The sequence below is a fragment of the Pseudomonas fluorescens genome (assembly GCF_005938625.1).
GTDB classification, from domain to species: Bacteria; Pseudomonadota; Gammaproteobacteria; order Pseudomonadales; family Pseudomonadaceae; genus Aquipseudomonas; species Aquipseudomonas fluorescens_BD.
The window spans coordinates 152,069-172,554 of record NZ_VCNJ01000024.1 but is presented as its reverse complement, the minus strand read 5'-3'; the positions used below and the strand labels follow the sequence as shown (position 1 = coordinate 172,554).

The 20,486-nt window shown below is 57.3% G+C and carries 18 protein-coding genes and 3 tRNA genes; 19 read left to right on the top strand and 2 right to left on the bottom strand.

What is annotated here, in order from left to right; genetic code table 11:
• Positions 1-2 precede the first annotated feature (2 nt).
• Positions 3-407, top strand: a complete 405-nt coding sequence (locus FGA82_RS16060) for an MFS transporter (RefSeq protein WP_141127797.1) — start codon at positions 3-5, stop codon at positions 405-407.
• A 9-nt stretch (positions 408-416) separates the two neighbouring features.
• On the opposite strand, the gene FGA82_RS16055 is transcribed toward FGA82_RS16060, so the two are convergent.
• Positions 417-725 (bottom strand): YhbY family RNA-binding protein, encoded by a 309-nt coding sequence (locus tag FGA82_RS16055; RefSeq protein WP_016771761.1) that lies wholly within the window; start codon positions 723-725, stop codon positions 417-419.
• 101 nt (positions 726-826) lie between these two features.
• Between FGA82_RS16055 and rlmE the strand changes: the two genes are divergently transcribed.
• From rlmE to FGA82_RS15970, 17 genes are all read left to right on the top strand, one after another.
• Entirely contained in the window at positions 827-1,456 is a 630-nt protein-coding gene (rlmE, locus tag FGA82_RS16050) for a 23S rRNA (uridine(2552)-2'-O)-methyltransferase RlmE (RefSeq protein WP_141127796.1), read from the top strand.
• Positions 1,457-1,658: 202 nt separating this feature from the next.
• Positions 1,659-3,566, top strand: coding sequence for an ATP-dependent zinc metalloprotease FtsH (gene ftsH, locus FGA82_RS16045; RefSeq protein WP_016986501.1), 1,908 nt, complete (start codon positions 1,659-1,661; stop codon positions 3,564-3,566).
• A gap of 8 nt (positions 3,567-3,574) precedes the next feature.
• Positions 3,575-4,426, top strand: coding sequence for a dihydropteroate synthase (gene folP / locus FGA82_RS16040; RefSeq protein ID WP_141127795.1), 852 nt, complete (start codon positions 3,575-3,577; stop codon positions 4,424-4,426).
• A gap of 16 nt (positions 4,427-4,442) precedes the next feature.
• Positions 4,443-5,780: a phosphoglucosamine mutase gene (gene glmM / locus FGA82_RS16035; RefSeq protein WP_122598522.1), complete on the top strand. Its 1,338-nt coding sequence runs from the start codon at positions 4,443-4,445 to the stop codon at positions 5,778-5,780.
• A gap of 65 nt (positions 5,781-5,845) precedes the next feature.
• Positions 5,846-6,601 (top strand): triose-phosphate isomerase, encoded by a 756-nt coding sequence (gene tpiA / locus FGA82_RS16030; RefSeq protein ID WP_016986498.1) that lies wholly within the window; start codon positions 5,846-5,848, stop codon positions 6,599-6,601.
• 4 nt (positions 6,602-6,605) lie between these two features.
• Entirely contained in the window at positions 6,606-6,992 is a 387-nt protein-coding gene (gene secG / locus FGA82_RS16025; RefSeq protein WP_141127794.1) for a preprotein translocase subunit SecG, read from the top strand.
• 22 nt (positions 6,993-7,014) lie between these two features.
• Positions 7,015-7,100 (top strand) — tRNA-Leu (locus FGA82_RS16020).
• A gap of 97 nt (positions 7,101-7,197) precedes the next feature.
• Positions 7,198-7,274, top strand: a tRNA-Met gene (locus FGA82_RS16015).
• Between the two features lie 139 nt (positions 7,275-7,413).
• On the top strand, positions 7,414-7,872 hold the full coding sequence (rimP, locus tag FGA82_RS16010) for a ribosome maturation factor RimP (RefSeq protein ID WP_007915250.1): 459 nt from the start codon (positions 7,414-7,416) through the stop codon (positions 7,870-7,872).
• A 47-nt stretch (positions 7,873-7,919) separates the two neighbouring features.
• Positions 7,920-9,401 (top strand): transcription termination factor NusA, encoded by a 1,482-nt coding sequence (gene nusA / locus FGA82_RS16005; protein ID WP_008088341.1) that lies wholly within the window; start codon positions 7,920-7,922, stop codon positions 9,399-9,401.
• Positions 9,402-9,428: 27 nt separating this feature from the next.
• A complete protein-coding gene (gene infB, locus FGA82_RS16000) occupies positions 9,429-11,960 on the top strand; it encodes a translation initiation factor IF-2 (RefSeq protein WP_064119461.1) in 2,532 nt (843 codons plus the stop codon).
• Positions 11,961-12,120: 160 nt separating this feature from the next.
• Positions 12,121-12,522 (top strand): 30S ribosome-binding factor RbfA, encoded by a 402-nt coding sequence (gene rbfA, locus FGA82_RS15995; protein ID WP_095049714.1) that lies wholly within the window; start codon positions 12,121-12,123, stop codon positions 12,520-12,522.
• A 4-nt stretch (positions 12,523-12,526) separates the two neighbouring features.
• A complete protein-coding gene (gene truB / locus FGA82_RS15990; RefSeq protein WP_034154423.1) occupies positions 12,527-13,444 on the top strand; it encodes a tRNA pseudouridine(55) synthase TruB in 918 nt (305 codons plus the stop codon).
• A gap of 142 nt (positions 13,445-13,586) precedes the next feature.
• Complete coding sequence (gene rpsO / locus FGA82_RS15985; RefSeq protein ID WP_003197723.1) at positions 13,587-13,856, top strand: 30S ribosomal protein S15; 270 nt, start codon at positions 13,587-13,589, stop codon at positions 13,854-13,856.
• Between the two features lie 193 nt (positions 13,857-14,049).
• Complete coding sequence (pnp, locus tag FGA82_RS15980) at positions 14,050-16,155, top strand: polyribonucleotide nucleotidyltransferase (protein WP_007915263.1); 2,106 nt, start codon at positions 14,050-14,052, stop codon at positions 16,153-16,155.
• A 194-nt stretch (positions 16,156-16,349) separates the two neighbouring features.
• Positions 16,350-16,425: transfer RNA gene (locus FGA82_RS15975), tRNA-Thr, on the top strand.
• A 242-nt stretch (positions 16,426-16,667) separates the two neighbouring features.
• The gene (locus tag FGA82_RS15970) at positions 16,668-16,967 is read left to right on the top strand and encodes a DUF6388 family protein (RefSeq protein ID WP_141127877.1); all 300 of its coding nucleotides are present in this window, start codon (positions 16,668-16,670) and stop codon (positions 16,965-16,967) included.
• 88 nt (positions 16,968-17,055) lie between these two features.
• Here the strand turns inward: FGA82_RS15970 and nadC are convergent, their stop codons facing one another.
• Positions 17,056-17,904: a carboxylating nicotinate-nucleotide diphosphorylase gene (nadC, locus tag FGA82_RS15965; protein ID WP_141127793.1), complete on the bottom strand. Its 849-nt coding sequence runs from the start codon at positions 17,902-17,904 to the stop codon at positions 17,056-17,058.
• Between the two features lie 386 nt (positions 17,905-18,290).
• Between nadC and FGA82_RS15960 the strand changes: the two genes are divergently transcribed.
• On the top strand, positions 18,291-20,471 hold the full coding sequence (locus FGA82_RS15960) for a DUF1631 domain-containing protein (RefSeq protein ID WP_141127792.1): 2,181 nt from the start codon (positions 18,291-18,293) through the stop codon (positions 20,469-20,471).
• Positions 20,472-20,486 lie beyond the last annotated feature (15 nt).

Sequence of the window (20,486 nt, the reverse complement as noted above, 5' to 3'; positions counted from 1 at the left end):
CCATGCTTTGGCAGCTGACCCAGATGCTTTGGGTCGGCGGTCTATGGCTGATTCATCTTGGTTTGCAGCCGGCGTTGGGCAAGATTGGCCTGGCACCGCTGCTGATCGATGAGGTGGCCAGTGCATTCGAAGTGCTGGTAGTTGGGTTCGCCGCCGCATGCGTGATATTTCAGGCTTTGGTGCTGGTTCAGGCCGAGGGCCTTGCCAGTCTATGGCGAGATTTTCGTGGGCAGGTGCTGTTGATGGCGTTGTATGCGTGTGCGATGTTTGTCGCAGTGCGTGTCGGCTGGCCGGATGCGCAGCGCTGGCAGGTGTTCAGTTATCTGGTTCTGGGCTTTTCCGGACTGGTGTTGGTGCTGCAACCGGTGCCGGGATGGAGTGGCAGGGTGCGCGAAGCACACCCTTGACCCTTTTCATCACTTGAAGCGATGAACGTTCGACAGCTGCTTGTTGGCGCTGAAGTTCTTGCGGTAAACCAGTGCCATCTTGCCGATGACCTGTACCAGATCCGCTTTGCCAACCTTGCACAGCTCTGCGATGTGCGCGAGGCGCGATTCGCGATCGAGGATATTGAGCTTGATTTTGATCAGCTCGTGATCCGCCAAAGCGCGTTCAAGTTCGGCTAAAACACCTTCAGTCAAACCGTTGTCAGCTACCGTCAAAACTGGTTTGAGGTGGTGGCCAATGGATTTGTACTGTTTCTTCTGCTCTGGAGTGAGCGGCATAATCTGACCCTTTCGTCTGGATTCTGTAAAATGGCGGCCATTTTACCCGAGGGCTCGTGGATCCGCCCAATTAATCACGACCCTTATCAACGAGGTGCCCAATGGCGCGTTCCAAGACAAGCCTTGGTTGGCTGAAAAGACATGTCAACGATCCCTATGTGAAACAAGCGCAGAAGGATGGCTACCGCTCGCGTGCGAGTTACAAGCTTCTGGAAGTCCAGGAGAAATACAAGCTGATCCGCCCTGGCATGAGCGTTGTCGATCTGGGTGCAGCCCCTGGTGGCTGGTCGCAGGTCACCAGTCGGCTGATCGGTGGTCAGGGGCGTCTGATCGCTTCGGACATCCTGGAAATGGACAGTATTCCTGACGTGACCTTCATTCACGGAGACTTCACTGAGGACGAAGTGCTCGGGCGAATCCTTGAAGCTGTGGGTAATTCGCAGGTGGACCTTGTGATTTCCGATATGGCCCCCAATATGAGTGGTACGCCCGAAGTGGATATGCCCAAAGCCATGTTCCTGTGCGAGCTGGCGCTTGATCTGGCGGAGCGGATCCTCAAGCCGGGAGGTAATTTCGTCATCAAGATCTTTCAGGGCGAAGGCTTTGATGTCTACCTGAAGGATGCCCGCAAGAAGTTCGACAAGATCCAGATGATCAAGCCGGACTCCTCTCGTGGCAGCTCCCGCGAGCAATACATGCTGGCTTGGGGTTATCGCGGGCGTAGCGAGTAAATCGAGGTTTTTGTGTGGGGTGATAGGTTTTTCGTATTTTGCCCCGGGTGCTTTAGCGAATATTGTGTAGAAAGTGTTTCACAAAGGGTTACAGACGGCGCCTGCCAGAGTCGTAGGTAATGTAGTAAGTTAGGCCGGTGAATATCATGCGAAGCGCGCGCCAGTAGCGGAGCTTGCTTCAGAGGGTAGTTAATTGAACGATATGGCAAAGAATCTGATCCTGTGGTTGATCATCGCAGCTGTCCTGGTGACGGTGATGAACAACTTCTCCAGCCCTAACGAGCCGCAGACCCTCAACTATTCCGACTTCATCCAGCAGGTCAAGGATGGCAAGGTCGAGCGCGTAGCCGTTGATGGTTATGTGATTACCGGCAAGCGCAATGATGGCGACAGCTTCAAGACCATTCGTCCGGCAATTCAGGACAATGGCCTGATCGGTGATCTGGTCGACAACCACGTTGTGGTCGAAGGCAAGCAGCCTGAGCAGCAAAGCATCTGGACCCAGTTGCTGGTAGCCAGCTTCCCGATCCTGGTGATCATCGCGGTGTTCATGTTCTTCATGCGCCAGATGCAGGGCGGTGCCGGTGGCAAGGGCGGGCCGATGAGCTTCGGCAAGAGCAAGGCGCGCCTGCTTTCCGAAGATCAGGTGAAAACCACATTGGCTGACGTCGCCGGTTGCGACGAAGCCAAGGAGGAAGTCGGCGAGCTGGTTGAGTTCCTCCGTGATCCGGGCAAGTTCCAGCGTCTGGGCGGCCGCATTCCTCGCGGTGTGCTGATGGTCGGTCCTCCGGGTACCGGTAAAACCTTGCTGGCCAAGGCGATTGCCGGCGAAGCCAAGGTTCCGTTCTTCACCATTTCCGGTTCCGATTTCGTCGAAATGTTCGTCGGTGTTGGTGCCAGCCGTGTACGTGACATGTTCGAGCAGGCGAAGAAACACGCGCCTTGCATCATCTTTATCGACGAAATCGACGCCGTCGGTCGCCATCGTGGCGCCGGTATGGGTGGCGGTCATGACGAGCGTGAGCAGACTCTCAACCAGTTACTGGTTGAGATGGACGGCTTCGAGATGAATGACGGCATTATTGTTATCGCTGCAACCAACCGTCCTGACGTACTCGACCCTGCGCTGCTGCGTCCGGGCCGTTTCGACCGTCAGGTTGTGGTGGGGCTGCCGGATATCCGTGGTCGCGAGCAGATCCTCAAGGTTCACATGCGTAAAGTACCAATGGGTGACGACGTCGCTCCGGCCGTTATTGCACGTGGTACTCCGGGTTTCTCGGGTGCTGATCTGGCTAACCTGGTCAACGAAGCGTCGCTGTTCGCTGCACGCAGTGGCAAACGCATCGTTGAAATGAAAGAGTTCGAACTGGCCAAAGACAAGATCATGATGGGCGCCGAGCGCAAATCGATGGTCATGTCCGAGAAAGAGAAGCAGAACACCGCTTATCACGAAGCAGGCCACGCCATCGTTGGTCGCGTCGTGCCTGAGCATGATCCGGTCTACAAGGTGTCGATCATTCCGCGCGGCCGTGCGCTGGGTGTGACCATGTTCCTGCCGGAAGAAGATCGCTACAGCCTGTCCAAGCGCGCGCTGATCAGCCAGATCTGCTCGCTGTACGGCGGCCGTATCGCTGAAGAAATGACCCTTGGCTTCGACGGTGTAACCACCGGTGCCTCCAACGACATCATGCGTGCCAGCCAGATCGCACGGAACATGGTGACCAAGTGGGGTCTGTCGGAAAAACTCGGTCCGTTGATGTACGCCGAAGAAGAGGGTGAAGTATTCCTCGGTCGCGGCGGTGGCGGTCAGGCTGCCAGCTTCTCCGGTGAGACAGCCAAGCTGATCGACTCCGAAGTGCGCAGCATCATTGACCAGTGCTATGGCACGGCCAAGCAGATCCTGACGGATAACCGTGACAAGCTCGACGCCATGGCTGATGCCCTGATGAAGTATGAAACGATCGACGCTGAACAGATCGACGACATCATGGCGGGTCGTACGCCGCGTGAGCCTCGCGACTGGTCGGGTGGCACGGGTACACCGCCACCTCCGGTAGTTCGTGACGAACGTCCGGAAACACCGATTGGCGGTCCGGCTGCTGACGTTTAAGGTTTGAAATGACTTCTGTACAGTCCCTGACCCGGTTGCCTTGCGGCAACCGGGTTCTTGATTTGGCCCGGACGCATGTCATGGGTATTCTCAATGTCACCCCTGATTCTTTCTCCGACGGCGGCCAATATAGCCAGCTGGATGCCGCCTTGCGCCACGCAGAAGCGATGGTTGCTGCGGGTGCGACGCTGATTGATGTCGGTGGCGAATCCACGCGTCCTGGCGCGCGAGCGGTGTCGCCGCTCGAAGAGCTTGAGCGTGTGGCGCCGATCGTCGAGCTGATCAATCGCGAGCTTGATGTGATCATCTCGGTGGATACTTCTACACCTGCTGTCATGCGCGAAACCGCACGGTTGGGTGCCGGATTGATCAATGATGTGCGCTCGCTGCAGCGCGACGGCGCACTGGATGCTGCTGCGGCTACCGGTTTGCCTGTGTGCCTCATGCATATGCTCGGCGAGCCTGGAGACATGCAGGACAATCCGCAGTATCAGGATGTCACGCGCGAAGTCGGCGAGTTTCTCGCTGAGCGCATGGCCCAATGTGCGGCGGCAGGTATTCCTGCCGAGCGGATCATTCTTGATCCGGGTTTCGGTTTCGCCAAAAACCTGCAGCACAATCTAAGCTTGTTCAAGCACATGGAAGCCCTGCATACGCTGGGCAGGCCTCTGCTTGTCGGTGTTTCTAGAAAGAGCATGATCGGGCAGGCTTTGAATCGTCCTGTCGGCGAGCGGTTGCATGGTGGCCTGGCGCTGGCGGCACTGGCGTCGGTGAAAGGTGCGCGTATATTGCGCGTCCATGATGTGGCGGAAACAGTAGACGTGGTGCGGATGATCGCGGCCGTGGAATCAGCCGAATAAGAATGATGGAGCACTTATGAGCAAGAAATACTTTGGTACTGACGGCATTCGTGGTCGCGTCGGTGAATACCCGATTACTCCTGACTTCATGCTCAAGCTCGGCTGGGCCGCCGGCATGGCCTTTCGCAAGATGGGTGCCTGCAAGGTGCTGGTTGGCAAGGACACGCGTATTTCCGGCTATATGTTCGAATCGGCGCTTGAGGCCGGCCTGACGTCGGCGGGTGCCGATGTGATGCTGCTGGGCCCTATGCCGACGCCGGCTATCGCCTATCTGTCGCGAACGTTCCAGGCTGAGGCCGGTATCGTGATCAGTGCTTCGCACAATCCCCATGACGATAACGGCATCAAATTCTTTTCCGGTAAAGGCACGAAATTGCCGGATGAGCTGGAGTTGATGATCGAGGAGTTGCTCGACACTCCGATGACCGTGGTCGAGTCGAGCAAGATCGGCAAAGTATCGCGGATCAACGATGCGTCGGGACGCTACATCGAGTTCTGCAAGAGCAGTGTGCCAACGGGGACCAGTTTTTCCGGCCTCAAGATCGTTATTGACTGTGCGCATGGCGCGACCTATAAGGTGGCCCCGAGCGTCTTCCGGGAGTTGGGGGCAGAGGTCGTCGTTCTGTCGGCGCAACCAAATGGTCTGAACATCAACGAAAATTGCGGCTCGACCCATATGGGGCAGTTGCAGGCTGCGGTACTGGCTGAGCACGCCGACCTGGGTATTGCTTTTGACGGTGATGGCGACCGGGTTTTGATGGTCGATCATACGGGTGCCATTGTTGATGGCGACGAATTGTTGTTCATTATCGCCCGTGACCTGCATGAGCGTGGCAAATTGCAAGGCGGCGTGGTTGGCACCTTGATGAGTAATCTGGGGCTGGAGCTCGCGCTTGCAGAGCTTTCCATTCCATTTATTCGGGCCAATGTCGGCGACCGGTACGTGATCGCCGAGTTGCTTGAGCGCAATTGGCTGGTCGGTGGTGAGAATTCGGGGCACATCGTTTGCTTTAATCACACCACGACCGGTGATGCGATCATTGCTGCACTGCAAGTATTGATGGCGCTGAAGACCCGTAATGAGGGCTTGGCGCAAACGCGTCAGGCATTGCGCAAGTGCCCTCAGGTACTGATCAATGTGCGTTTCGGTGGTGGCGAAAGTCCGCTCGAGCATCCGGCTGTCAAGGAAGCCAGTGCGCGTGTCACCCAGGCAATGGCGGGGCGCGGTCGCGTGCTTTTGCGCAAGTCCGGAACAGAGCCGTTGGTGCGGGTAATGGTCGAAGGTGAGGACGAAACCCAGGTTCGCAACTATGCCGAAGAGCTGGCAAAACTGGTAACTGAAGTTTCTGCCTGATTCGGCTTGCAAGCCATGATTGTGTTGGGTAACATCTGCGCCCACTTTGACCGACGAGGTACAGCATGCGTCGCCCTATGGTAGCTGGTAACTGGAAGATGCACGGTACCCGCGCCAGCGTCGCTGAGCTGATCAACGGCCTTCGTCATCTGGCCTTGCCAAGCGGTGTTGATGTCGCGGTATTCCCGCCTTGCTTGTATATCAATCAAGTGATTGATGGCTTGAAAGGCAAGTCGATTTCGGTCGGCGCGCAGAATTCTGCGGTGGAATCCATGCAAGGTGCATTGACCGGTGAAATTGCTCCGAGTCAGTTGGTGGATGCAGGTTGTTCCCTGGTACTTGTCGGGCACTCCGAACGCCGCCAGATAATGGGCGAGCGAGACGGGATGCTGAATCGCAAGTTCGCAGCGGCACAGGCATGTGGCTTGATTCCGGTGCTGTGTATAGGGGAAACCCTTGAGCAGCGTGAAGCCGGGAAAACTCTTGAGGTTGTCGGGCGTCAGCTGGGCAGCATCATCGAGGAGCTGGGTGTAGGTGCTTTTGCCAAGGCAGTCATTGCTTACGAGCCTGTCTGGGCCATTGGTACCGGACTGACTGCAACGCCGCAACAGGCTCAGGATGTGCATAAAGCCATTCGCGAGCAGTTGGCGGCAGAGAATTCTGAAGTCGCACGAGGTGTGCGGCTTCTATACGGCGGCAGCGTGAAGGCGGCCAATGCGGTCGAACTGTTCGGCATGCCGGATATCGATGGGGGGCTCATTGGTGGGGCTTCCCTGAATGCAGATGAGTTCGGTGCGATCTGTCGCGCCGCGGGAAACTGAAAAAATGCTGGAAACAGTCGTAGTCGTTTTTCATCTGCTGGGTGCATTGGGCGTAGTTGCTCTGGTTTTGCTGCAGCAGGGTAAGGGTGCGGACGCTGGCGCGTCTTTCGGAGCAGGTGCTTCAAATACTGTGTTCGGAAGCCAAGGTTCCTCTACCTTTCTTAGTAAGTTTACTGCTATACTTGCCGCCGGTTTCTTCATAACCAGCTTGGGGTTAGGTTACTTTGCTAAAGAGAAGGCTCATCAGCTGACTCAGGCAGGTCTCCCAAATCCAGCGGTGTTGGAAGTACCTAAGCAGCAACAACCGGCTTCTGATGATGTCCCGGTGCTTCAAGAGCAAAAGTCGGCTTCTCCAGCGACTGACGTACCTCCAGCTCAAGAGCAGAAGTAAGAAGGGTTTCAAACGTAGTTTTGCCGAGGTGGTGGAATTGGTAGACACGCAACCTTGAGGTGGTTGTGCCCATAGGGTGTAGGGGTTCGAGTCCCCTTCTCGGTACCAATTAGTCAGGAGAGCCCGCTGTTGCGGGCTTTCTTGCAGGTGGAAGGTTACATTGACCCTATAAGGGATCGGTCGTATACTTCCGCCCCAGCTTTGTCGCGGGGTGGAGCAGTCTGGTAGCTCGTCGGGCTCATAACCCGAAGGTCGTCGGTTCAAATCCGGCCCCCGCAACCAGTTTAAGGAGCCCCTTTTAAGGGGCTTTTTGTTAGCTGGACACTTTCAACGCCGCTGTTCGACGGCGTTTCAAGGATGGGCGTTTCGCCCATTTTTTTATTTTGCAACGCATGCACATATCATGCACTAGGGGGTTCAGGTGTCGAGCAAGCTAGAAGAGTTGCAGGCCTTGCTGGCCCCGGTGGTCGTGGCCCTGGGCTATGAATGCTGGGGTATCGAGTTTTCGGCTCAGGGTCGTCACTCGATGTTGCGCGTTTATATCGATAAAGAGGGCGGCGTGCTGGTGGACGATTGCGCCATTGTCAGCCGTCAGATCAGCGGTGTACTGGATGTTGAAGATCCTATCTCCGTTGAATACACCCTCGAAGTTTCCTCGCCTGGCATGGAGCGCCCACTGTTCACTCTTGAGCAGTTTGCAAAGTTTGCCGGTGAACAAGTGAAGATCAAGCTGCGCTCGCCTTTTGAAGGTCGACGCAACTTTCAGGGCCTTCTGCGCGGTGTAGAAGAACAGGATGTCGTGGTGCAGGTAGACGACCATGAGTTCCTGTTGCCGATCGATATGATCGACAAGGCCAACATTATTCCCAGTTTTGACTGAGACGCGGATCCCGCGGATCCAATGGCTTGCGAAAGGCGAGGCGTACGATGAGCAAAGAAGTACTGCTGGTTGTTGAGTCGGTATCCAATGAAAAGGGCGTACCGGCAAGCGTAATTTTTGAAGCGCTGGAGCTGGCTTTGGCCACTGCTACCAAAAAGCGTTTTGAAGACGAAGTTGACCTGCGTGTGGAAATTAACCGCCACACCGGGGCATACGAAACTTTCCGTCGCTGGACGGTCGTTGAAGAGAATGATCTCGACGATCCGGCCATCGAAACCTGGCCGAGCAAGGTTGCCGAAACGCATCCGGGTGCCAACGTTGGCGACGTCGTCGAAGAAAAGATCGAATCCATCGAGTTCGGCCGCATTGCTGCACAGACTGCCAAGCAGGTCATCGTGCAAAAAGTGCGTGAAGCCGAGCGCGCACAAGTGGTCGACGCTTATCGCGAGCGCCTTGGAGAAATCATCTCCGGCACCGTGAAAAAGGTCACCCGCGACAACGTGATCGTCGATCTAGGTAACAACGCTGAAGCGTTGCTGGCCCGTGAAGACATCATTTCTCGCGAAACTTTCCGTGTTGGCGTGCGTTTGCGTGCGCTGCTCAAGGAAATCCGCACCGAGAACCGCGGCCCGCAGCTGATCCTGTCGCGTACCGCGCCGGAAATGCTGATCGAGCTGTTCCGCATCGAAGTGCCGGAAATTGCCGAAGGCCTGATCGAAGTAATGGCAGCGTCCCGTGATCCGGGTTCGCGCGCCAAGATCGCCGTCCGCTCCAAGGACAAACGCATTGACCCACAAGGTGCTTGCATCGGTATGCGCGGTTCGCGCGTCCAGGCAGTGTCGGGTGAGTTGGGCGGTGAGCGTGTGGATATCGTTCTTTGGGACGACAACCCGGCTCAGTTCGTAATCAACGCCATGTCCCCGGCCGAGGTTGCGGCAATTATCGTTGACGAAGATGCCCACGCAATGGACATCGCCGTTGGCGCAGACAATCTGGCTCAGGCCATCGGTCGCGGTGGTCAGAACGTGCGTCTGGCTAGCCAGTTGACTGGCTGGACCCTGAACGTGATGACCGAATCGGACATCCAGGCTAAGCAGCAAGCAGAAACCGGCGACATCCTGCGCAACTTCATCGACGAGCTGGAAGTCGACGAAGACCTGGCACAGGTGCTGGTAGATGAAGGCTTCACCAGCCTGGAAGAGATTGCCTACGTACCGTTGGAAGAAATGCTCAACATCGACGGCTTTGACGAAGATACCGTCAACGAGCTTCGCGCTCGTGCCAAGGATCGTTTGTTGACCAAAGCCATCGCTACTGAGGAAAAGCTGGCAGACGCCCATCCGGCCGAAGACCTGCTCTCGCTTGAGGGTATGGACAAGGATTTGGCGATGGAACTGGCGGTGCGCGGCGTAATTACCCGCGAAGACCTGGCCGAGCAGTCTATTGACGACCTGCTCGACATCGACGGCATTGACGATGATCGTGCCGGCAAGTTGATCATGGCCGCCCGAGCCCACTGGTTCGAGTAATTAGGCGCGGCCTGAGGAGAGAAGTGCATGACGCAAGTCACGGTGAAACAACTGGCCGATGAGGTCAAAACACCGGTAGAGCGCCTGTTGCAGCAGATGCGTGAGGCAGGTCTGCCGCACACCGCCGCCGAAGAAAATGTGACTGACAGTGAGAAGCAGTCCCTGCTGACTCACTTGAAAAGCAGCCACAAGGCGAAAGTGGAAGAACCACGCAAGATCACGCTGCAGCGTAAAACCACCAGCACCCTGCGTGTGGCTGGTAGCAAAAGCATCAGCGTAGAAGTTCGCAAAAAGAAAGTTTTCGTACAGCGCAGCCCGGAAGAAATCGAAGCCGAGCGCAAGCGTGAACTGGATGAGCGTCGCGCAGTAGAAAATGCTGCCCGTCAGAAGGCTGAAGAAGAAGCCAAGCAACGCGCCGAAGTAGAAGCGCGTAATCAGCCTGCTGCTGCGCAGAACGCTAACAGCGCTGCCGTTGCGGCGCCGGTTGCCGCTGCAGAACCTGTTCGCGAAAGCGCGCCGGTGGTTGCCGCTGCTCCAGCTCCGTCTGCTGACGTTCGCAACAAGCAGAACGAACAGCGCCGTCCTGACAAGCCACGTGCCGACGACAACAATCGTCGCAGCGGTGGTGGTGATGGCGAGCGCAAAAACGCTCCGCATCGCGCATCGGTCAAAGAAAAAGCGCCAGCTCCACGTGTGGCACCACGCACTACCGACGAAGAAAGCGATGGCTTCCGTCGCGGTGGTCGCGGCAAGGCCAAGCTGAAGAAGCGCAACGCCCACGGTTTCCAGAGCCCAACCGGCCCTGTCGTGCGTGATGTGCAGATCGGCGAGACCATCACTGTTGGCGATCTCGCCAATCAGATGTCGGTCAAGGCAGCTGAAATCATCAAGTTCATGTTCAAACTGGGCACTCCAGCGACCATCAACCAGGTGCTTGATCAGGAAACTGCTCAGCTGGTAGCCGAAGAACTGGGCCACAAAGTGACCCTGGTCAGCGACACCGCCCTGGAAGATTCCCTGGCCGAGTCCCTGAAGTTTGAAGGTGAGTCGTTCTCCCGTGCGCCAGTTGTGACCGTAATGGGCCACGTTGACCACGGTAAAACGTCCCTGCTCGACTACATCCGTCGTGCCAAGGTAGCTGCTGGCGAAGCCGGTGGTATTACTCAGCACATCGGTGCATACCACGTTGAAACCGAACGCGGCATGGTCACCTTCCTCGACACCCCGGGTCACGCCGCGTTTACCGCAATGCGTGCTCGTGGTGCCAAGGCGACCGACATCGTGATTCTGGTGGTTGCAGCGGACGACGGCGTAATGCCGCAGACCATTGAAGCTGTTCAGCACGCTGTTGCGGCTGGCGTTCCACTGGTTGTAGCAGTGAACAAAATCGACAAGCCGGGCGCCGATCTCGATCGCATCCGTAGCGAACTGTCGGTTCACGGCGTGACTTCCGAAGAGTGGGGCGGTGATACGCCGTTCGTACCGGTTTCGGCGAAAGTCGGTACTGGCGTGGACGAGCTGCTTGAAGCCGTTCTGCTGCAAGCTGAAGTTCTCGAACTGAAAGCGACTCCATCGGCTCCTGGCCGTGGTGTTGTGGTTGAATCGCGTCTCGACAAAGGTCGCGGCCCGGTGGCAACCGTTCTGGTTCAAGACGGTACCCTGCGCCAAGGCGACATGGTCCTGGTCGGTTCGAACTATGGCCGCGTTCGCGCCATGCTCGACGAGAACGGCAAGCCAATCAAAGAAGCCGGTCCATCCATCCCTGTCGAGATCCTCGGCCTGGACGGTACCCCGGACGCTGGCGACGAGATGAGCGTGGTTGCTGACGAGAAGAAAGCCCGTGAAGTGGCTCTGTTCCGTCAAGGCAAGTTCCGCGAAGTCAAACTGGCTCGCGCTCACGCCGGCAAGCTGGAAAACATCTTCGAAAACATGGGTCAGGCCGAGAAGAAGACGCTCAACATCGTCCTCAAATCCGACGTCCGTGGTTCGCTGGAAGCGTTGAACGGTGCCTTGAATGGCCTGGGCAACGACGAAGTACAAGTGCGCGTAGTGGGTGGCGGTGTCGGTGGTATCACCGAGTCCGACGCTAACCTGGCACTGGCTTCCAACGCTGTACTGTTCGGCTTCAACGTGCGTGCCGATGCTGGCGCACGGAAGATCGTCGAGCAGGAAGGTCTGGACATGCGTTACTACAACGTGATCTACGACATCATCGAAGACGTCAAGAAAGCCCTGACCGGCATGCTCGGCAGCGATGTTCGCGAGAACATCCTGGGTGTGGCCGAAGTGCGTGACGTGTTCCGTTCGCCGAAGTTCGGCGCGATCGCTGGTTGCATGGTGATCGAAGGTGTTGTGCACCGTAACCGTCCGATCCGTGTACTGCGTGAAGACATCGTTATCTTCGAAGGCGAGCTGGAATCCCTGCGCCGCTTCAAGGATGACGCTTCCGAAGTACGTGCCGGCATGGAATGCGGTATCGGCGTGAAGAGCTACAACGACGTCAAAGTCGGCGACAAGATCGAAGTCTTCGAGAAGGTTCAGGTTGCTCGCAGCCTCTAACTCGCGCACTTCAGGAGCCGTGATGGCCGGCCACACTCACCAGTGTGGCGCATCACCTGGACTCTAAACGCAACGCCCGGTCTGGCTTTTGTCAGGCCGGGCGTTTGCCGCTTTCAGACCTTGCGGGTTTCACCGCTGGGCAGTAACAGGTAACAAAATCATGGCAAAAGAATACAGCCGTACCCAACGTATCGGCGATCAGATGCAGCGTGAGCTGGCTCAACTGATCCGTCGCGAAGTCAAAGATCCACGTGTGGGTCTGGTCACCATTACCGCTGTTGAAGTCAGCCGTGACGTCGGTCACGCGAAGATTTTCATCACCGTGATGGGCCAGGACAACGCTGAAGACATCGCACAAAGCATCAAGGTGCTCAACGCCGCCGCAGGTTTCCTGCGTATGCAATTGGCCCGTGAAATGAAACTGCGCAGCGTGCCGCAATTGCACTTCCACTACGACGAATCCGTCGTCCGTGGTGCGCACTTGTCGGCCCTGATCGAGCGCGCCGTGGCTGAAGACAATCAGCACCTGGACGTCGCTGCACCTGAAGACACCAAGGAGTAATTCGGTGGCTCAGGTCAAACGTATCCGTCGTAACGTCAGCGGTATCATCCTGCTCGACAAACCGTTGGGGTTCACCTCCAACGCTGCGTTGCAGAAGGTTCGCTGGTTGCTCAATGCCGAGAAAGCCGGTCACACCGGTAGCCTCGACCCGCTGGCCACTGGCGTCTTGCCGCTGTGCTTCGGTGAGGCCACCAAGTTCTCGCAATACCTGCTCGATTCCGACAAGGGTTATGAAACCCTGGCGCAACTGGGCAAGACCACCACCACGGCAGACGCCGAAGGTGAGGTTTTGCAGGAACGCCCGGTGACCGTTGGTCGCGCCGATGTCGAAGCGGCATTGCCGAAATTTCGTGGGCAAATCAGTCAGATACCGCCGATGTACTCGGCGCTCAAGCGTGATGGCCAGCCGCTGTACAAGCTGGCCCGTGCAGGCGAAGTAGTGGAGCGCGAACCGCGTTCTGTTACTATTGCGCGCTTGGAATTACTGGCCTTCGAAGGCGATACTGCGCGTCTTGCGGTGGACTGCAGCAAGGGTACCTATATTCGCACTCTGGTGGAGGATATCGGTGAGCAACTCGGTTGTGGTGCGTACGTCGCGGAATTGCGTCGTACCCAGGCCGGACCTTTTACCCTGGCGCAGACGGTTACCCTCGAAGAGCTTGAAGCGGTACATGCCGAAGGCGGCAATGAAGCGGTCGACCGCTTCCTGATGCCATCGGACAGCGGCCTGCTGGATTGGCCGTTGCTGCACTTCTCGGAAGCGAGCGCGTTCTACTGGCTCAACGGCCAGCCAGTACGTGCCCCGGATGCTCCGAAGTTCGGCATGGTGCGGGTACAGGATCACAATGGTCGCTTCATCGGTATCGGTGAAGTGAGCGAAGACGGGCGCATCGCGCCACGTCGTTTGATTCGGTCAGAATGACCGGAACCGGCCTGTGTCACAGCAGGTCGGCGAGTGTGGCTGTTAACAGGCACGGTCACGACTCATTTATAGATACAGGGATTTGTCCCTGGCCTGTTGAAGCTGTTTCCCTGAAACAGTTTCCTGATAAAAGGATTGCCTCATGGCTCTCGACGTTCAAGAAAAAGCTCAAATCGTTGCTGACTACCAGCAAGCTGTTGGTGACACTGGTTCGCCAGAAGTGCAAGTTGCACTGCTGACCCACAACATCAACAAACTGCAAGGTCACTTCAAGGCCAACGGTAAAGATCACCACTCCCGTCGTGGTCTGATCCGCATGGTAAACCAGCGTCGCAAGCTGCTGGACTACCTGAAAGGCAAGGACGTGAGCCGTTACAGCGCTCTGATCGCTCGCCTGGGTCTGCGTCGCTAATCAGCGATTGCGCTATGAGGTTGGTTGTCTGCCAGACGTCAGCGGTTTACCGCCGGCGCCTTGCAGGCTCCCAGCCTCAAGTTTTATCTGGATACACGTTTTACCCTGGACAGGCGTTGGGCCGATTCCCGACATTGCCCAAGAATTCGCAAGAAACCAGTTCCCCCAAGAGCCACAAAGAAGGTAGGACACCGTGAACCCGGTAATCAAAAAATTCCAGTTCGGTCAATCGACCGTTACCCTCGAGACTGGCCGTATCGCCCGTCAGGCCTCCGGCGCAGTATTGGTCACCGTTGACGACGACGTCAGCGTATTGGTGACTGTAGTTGGTGCCAAGCAAGCCGATCCAGGCAAGGGCTTCTTCCCTCTGTCCGTTCACTACCAGGAAAAGACTTACGCTGCCGGTAAGATCCCTGGCGGTTTCTTCAAGCGTGAAGGCCGTCCTTCCGAGAAAGAAACCCTGACTTCCCGACTGATCGACCGTCCGATCCGTCCGCTGTTCCCAGAAGGCTTCATGAACGAAGTGCAGGTTGTCTGCACCGTCGTTTCCACCAGCAAAAAGACCGATCCGGACATCGCTGCGATGATCGGTACCTCGGCTGCCCTGGCTATCTCGGGCATCCCGTTTGACGGCCCGATCGGCGCTGCTCGCGTTGCTTTCCACGAAAGCACCGGTTACCTGCTGAACCCGACTTACGAGCAGCAAGCTGCTTCGAGCCTGGACATGGTCGTTGCCGGTACTTCCGACGCCGTACTGATGGTTGAATCGGAAGCCAAAGAGCTGACCGAAGACCAGATGCTGGGCGCCGTACTGTTTGCTCACGACGAGTTCCAGGTTGTGATCAACGCTGTTAAAGAACTGGCCGCTGAAGCTGCCAAGCCAACCTGGACCTGGGCTCCGGCTCCAGAAGCCACCGAACTGCTGGGCGCTATCCGTGCCGAGTTTGGCGAAGCGATCTCCCAGGCTTACACCATCACCGTCAAGGCCGACCGTTACGCTCGCCTGGGCGAGCTGAAGGATCAAGTTGTTGCCAAGCTGTCCGGTGAAGAAGGCCAGCCTTCGTCCAGCGAAGTCAAAGCCGCTTTCGGTGAAATCGAATACCGCACCGTTCGCGAAAACATCGTAAACGGCAAGCCACGTATCGACGGCCGCGACACCAAGACCGTACGTCCGTTGAACATCGAAGTCGGCGTTCTGCCGAAGACTCACGGTTCGGCGCTGTTCACCCGTGGTGAAACCCAGGCTCTGGTCGTTGCAACTCTGGGCACCGCCCGTGATGCACAACTGCTGGACACCCTGGAAGGCGAGAAAAAAGACCCGTTCATGCTGCACTACAACTTCCCTCCGTTCTCGGTAGGTGAGTGTGGTCGCATGGGTGGTGCTGGTCGTCGTGAAATCGGTCACGGCCGTCTGGCCCGTCGTTCGGTTTCGGCCATGCTGCCAGCCGCTGACGTGTTCCCATACACCATTCGTGTGGTGTCGGAAATCACCGAATCCAACGGTTCGAGCTCGATGGCTTCCGTTTGCGGCGCTTCCCTGGCCCTGATGGACGCTGGTGTACCGATGAAGGCGCCGGTTGCCGGTATCGCCATGGGTCTGGTTAAAGAAGGCGAGAAATTCGCCGTCCTGACCGACATCCTCGGTGACGAAGACCACCTGGGCGACATGGACTTCAAAGTAGCCGGTACCGCCAAAGGTGTTACCGCGCTGCAGATGGACATCAAGATCAAAGGCATCACCGAAGAAATCATGGAAATCGCTCTGGGCCAAGCCCTGGAAGCGCGCCTGAACATCCTCGGTCAGATGAACCAGATCATCGGCCAGTCGCGTACCGAACTGTCGGCCAACGCTCCGACCATGATCGCGATGAAAATCGACACCGACAAGATCCGTGATGTTATCGGTAAAGGTGGCGCGACCATCCGTGCGATCTGCGAAGAAACCAAGGCTTCGATCGACATCGAAGACGACGGTTCGATCAAGATCTTCGGCGAAACCAAGGAAGCCGCTGAAGCTGCACGTCAGCGCGTTCTGGGTATCACCGCTGAAGCCGAGATCGGCAAGATCTACGTCGGTAAGGTTGAGCGCATCGTCGACTTCGGCGCATTCGTCAACATCCTGCCTGGCAAGGACGGTCTGGTTCACATCTCGATGCTGAGCGACGCTCGCGTAGAGAAAGTGACCGACATCCTGAAAGAAGGCCAGGAAGTTGAAGTACTGGTACTGGACGTGGACAACCGCGGCCGTATCAAGCTGTCCATCAAAGACGTGGCAGCAGCCAAAGCTTCGGGCGTTTAATCACCCCCAGGCTTTAGCGCAATAAAAATGCCCCGCCGTGAAAACGGCGGGGCATTTTTTTGTCTGGCATAAAGATCAAAAGATCGCAGCCTGCGGCAGCTCCTAAAAAAGCGCTGTGATAACCCAATCATGTAGGCGCTGCCGCAGGATGCGATCTTTGCTTTTGTGAAAACCGGTGCTAGGTTTAGCCCACCGCCCGTGTAGCTCAGCCGGTAGAGCAGCGCACTCGTAACGCGAAGGTCGCAGGTTCGATTCCTGTCTCGGGCACCACCTCCTTCATCACTCTCAGTCATGGCAAACGCGGATTTATGTTCCGCAGGTCAGCTTTTTGTGGGAGAGATGTAAAGAGCCGTGTAATTCGTCATGCAAACGTCCTATATTCGGTGCCTGCATGAGCATCGCCCAGCAGTTTTCAGATGATCCCGAATGGTTCCGAAGGCCGGACAATCCGCGTCAGAGAGATCCTTGATGATCCAGATCCATCCTCCATTCTTACGATCAGCGAGAACGCCATGACCGAATTAACTCAAGAGCAACGCCACGAACTAGCGCTGGAAAAGTACATTCTGGACGTTCCGGACCTCAAAGAAGAGATCAAGGATCTCAGTCCCGATGATCAAAAAGATCAGATCCAGTGGGCCTTCGAAGACGAAGCCGAAGCCCAGGGCTTGCAGCCATGGGAACTGACGCTCAAGTACACGAGCACGCCAGAAGAGTTCGAGGCGCAGCGCCTTGTGCTGCACAAAGAGGCGGCCGAAGTGCTGGGTGTCGATTGGGAAGAGTACTGCGAGATGAATAATCTCGTCGTATAAGAGCAGCTCCAAGCTTTAAGCGGCAAGCTGCAAGTCAACGCAAAAGCGCTGTGGCTTGCAGCTTGTAACTCGCATCTTGCCGCTGCCTTTAGAGGCTGAGTCGCATCGACAGATCCACCGCTTTGACATCTTTGGTCATTGCGCCAATCGAAATGTAATCCACCCCGGTTTCGGCGATCGGCAGCAGCGTGCTTTCGTTGATACCGCCGCTGGCCTCCAGCTTCGCCTTGCCGCCGTTCAGACGCACGGCTTCGCGCATGTCATCCAGGCTCAGTTCGTCGAGCATGATGATGTCGGCGCCGGCGGCCAGTGCCTCTTTCAGCTCCTCCAGACTTTCCACTTCGACTTCCACCGGTTTGCCCGGCGCTATCTTATGCGCAGCGGCAATGGCTTGTGGAATGCCACCGCTGGCGGCGATGTGGTTTTCCTTGATCAGGAATGCGTCGTACAGACCGATGCGATGGTTGTGGCAGCCGCCGCAGGTCACCGCGTATTTCTGCGCCAGTCGCAGACCCGGCAGGGTTTTGCGGGTGTCGAGCAGTTTGACCTGAGTGGTGCCGACGAAATCGGCAAGGTACTGCGCGCGCGTGGCTACGCCGGACAGCAGTTGCAGGAAATTCAGCGCACTGCGTTCACCGGTCAGCAGCGAACGAGCCGGGCCTTCCAGGTGAAACAGCGGCTGATTGGGCTTGACCCGTTCACCATCGACCACTTGCCAATGCACTGCCACCCGCGGATCGAGCTGACGAAACACGGCATCAACCCACGCCGTACCGCAGATGACGGCGTCGTCGCGCGTAATGATGGTGGCTTTGGCCAAGCGTTCGGCCGGGATCAGTTGCGCGGTGATGTCGCCGCTGCCGATGTCTTCGAGCAACGCACGGCGCACGTTGGCTTCGATTTCGGCGGTCAAATCGGCGAGACGTAGATTCGGCATAACGGGCTCCACAAACAAAGTGGTTCGATTATAGGGGCATGGCATGAGCCAACCCAAGACGAGAACACGCGTGCTTGCCTGCATCCGGTCGATTTTCTTTGAGCAAACCGCGCTCAGACATGGTCACTGAGGGGGCATAGGGGAAACCCTGACGGCTATGGCGTCGGGTACACGTTATGAAAGATAATCCGCCTTGCATTTGACGTCATAGCTTTGACGTGCAATGCGGCCAAAGTTGTTGAGACCTGTGGGAGCGAGCTTGCTCGCGAAAGCGCAGTGTCAGTCACCAACGATGTCACTGACCGATCGCCTTCGCGAGCAAGCTCGCTCCCACAGGAGGCTTATGTTGAAAGTGACCGAACGAATCACCGTTTCAGGAGGCTTGGATGCACAACGACGGGAAAGTGGTGCCTTTGCACAAAGGCACTGCCGATCAGGCGAATCACTCGCCGCTCGCCCGCCTGCCTGTGATTCTGCTTCAGGTTCGCGACAAGGCTGCCCAGCAACTGCGCCACGGTTTGCAGGAGCTGTTCGATAACGCCGACGACACGCTGTTCGAAATGGCCGACCGGGCGCGCAACGACGTCGAACAGAATATTTTTTTCGAAGCCATGCGCGACCTGCGCCTCAAGCGCAAAAACATCGAGCGCGGTTTTCTTGAGCAATTCTTTGAAGCTTTCGTTGGCCTGACGCAATACGACCCCACGCACAACACGCTGCCCCATGCCCTGATATATGACGAGTTGGCGCCACGCAGCGACGACATGGAGCGCAGCGTGGCGGTCGAGACCATGGTCGGTCGCGTACTCAAGCGTGACGGCTTCGCCCTCGATCAACTGACTGCGCGGCTTAACGCGCTACTCGGCAATACCCTCGACGATCAACACAACCCGCTCGGCCCGGCGATGCTCTGCGAGTTTTTCCTCCAGGCCGGGCGCAACCTGGGCGTGGAAATCAAGGTCAAGCTGATCCTGCTCAAACTGTTCGAACGTTATGTCTTGGCCGATACCGAACAGCTTTACGCCGAAGCCAATCAATTGTTGCTCGCCACCGGTGTGTTGCCCGAGTTGAAGGCCGCCCCGGCGCGGCGCGCCATTGATCGTGCGATCGCCAGTGTGAACAACGATGAAAGCGACGATACGCCGCCCGTCGATGAAGGCGTGCAGGAGGTCTTCGCCGCGCTGCAGCAATTGCTCGCGCACGTGCGTGGCAGTGTCGCGCCGACGCTGGAACCCAGCCTTGCCGCGCAACCGATTTCCACCCGCGACCTGCTCCGTCTGCTCTCGCATTTGCAACAATACGTACCGGCGCTGGCGGCACAGGATGACTTCGATCTGCGCAATCAGCTCGAACAACTGCTGACCCGCGTCAGCGTCAGAAGTGGCAAATCGCGGATCGTCGGCGATGCGGATGAAGACGTGATCAACCTGATCGCGATGGTCTTCGACTGCATTCTTGAAGACCGCAATGTGCCGGATTCGCTCAAGGCTCTGATCGCGCGGTTGCAGATCCCGATGCTGAAGGTCGCGGTGCTCGACAAGAGTTTCTTCAGTCGCACCACCCATCCGGCGCGGCGCCTGCTCAACGAAATCGCCGAGGCGGCGATGGGCTGGGGCGACTGCGACGGTGAGGCGCGCGACAGCTTGTACCTGCGTATCGAGCAAGTGGTGCAGCGCCTTCTCACTGACTTTGTTGATGATCCGGCGATTTTCTCTGAGTTGCTCGCCGATTTCCTCGCGTTCACCAGCGACGAACGCCGCCGCAGCGAGCTACTTGAACAGCGTCTGCGTGACGCCGAAGAAGGGCGGGCAAAAACCGAGTTGGCCCGGCACCGGGTCGAGCGGGCGTTGAATCAAGCATTGCTGGGTAAAACGCTGCCGCCCTCGGTGCTCACCTTCGTCCAGGACGCCTGGAGCAAAGTACTCCTGCTGACCTGCCTCAAGCATGGCGATCAGTCAGCCGAATGGCAGGCCGACGTGCTAACCATGGAGCAACTGATCTGGAGTGTGCAGCGTCATGAAGACACTGAATCCAGTCTGCGCTTGCTGGCACTGGTGCCGGGGTTGCTCAAGTCGCTGCGTGATGGTCTGAGCAGTTCGGCGTTTGACCCCTTCGCCACCAGCGAATTTTTCAGTGAGCTGGAAGCCCTGCATGTGCAGGTGCTTGAGCGTTCCGTCGAGGTGGATCAAGCAACGCCAATGATCGAGGTGTCGCAGCAGATCGTGCTGCAAACCGCTGACGAGGGCAGCGCGGTGTTGACGTCGGTTCGTTTGCCTCACGACGCCGCCGGTTTGCGTCAGGTCGAACAACTGCGTCTGGGCAGTTGGGTAGCTTTTCGAGAGGATGATGAAAACAGCCTGCGATGCAAGCTCGCGGCCATCATCGAAGCCACTGGCAAGTACGTGTTCGTCGATCGCACCGGGATGAAGGTGCTGGAACGCAGCCGCATTGCGCTGGCCGTGGAATTCCAGCGTGGCACGGCGCGTGCGCTGGACGATACCTTGCTGTTCGACCGCGCACTCGAATCGGTGCTGGGCAATCTGCGGCGACTCAATCGCGGCAAGTGATCGCGCGCCGGGGGC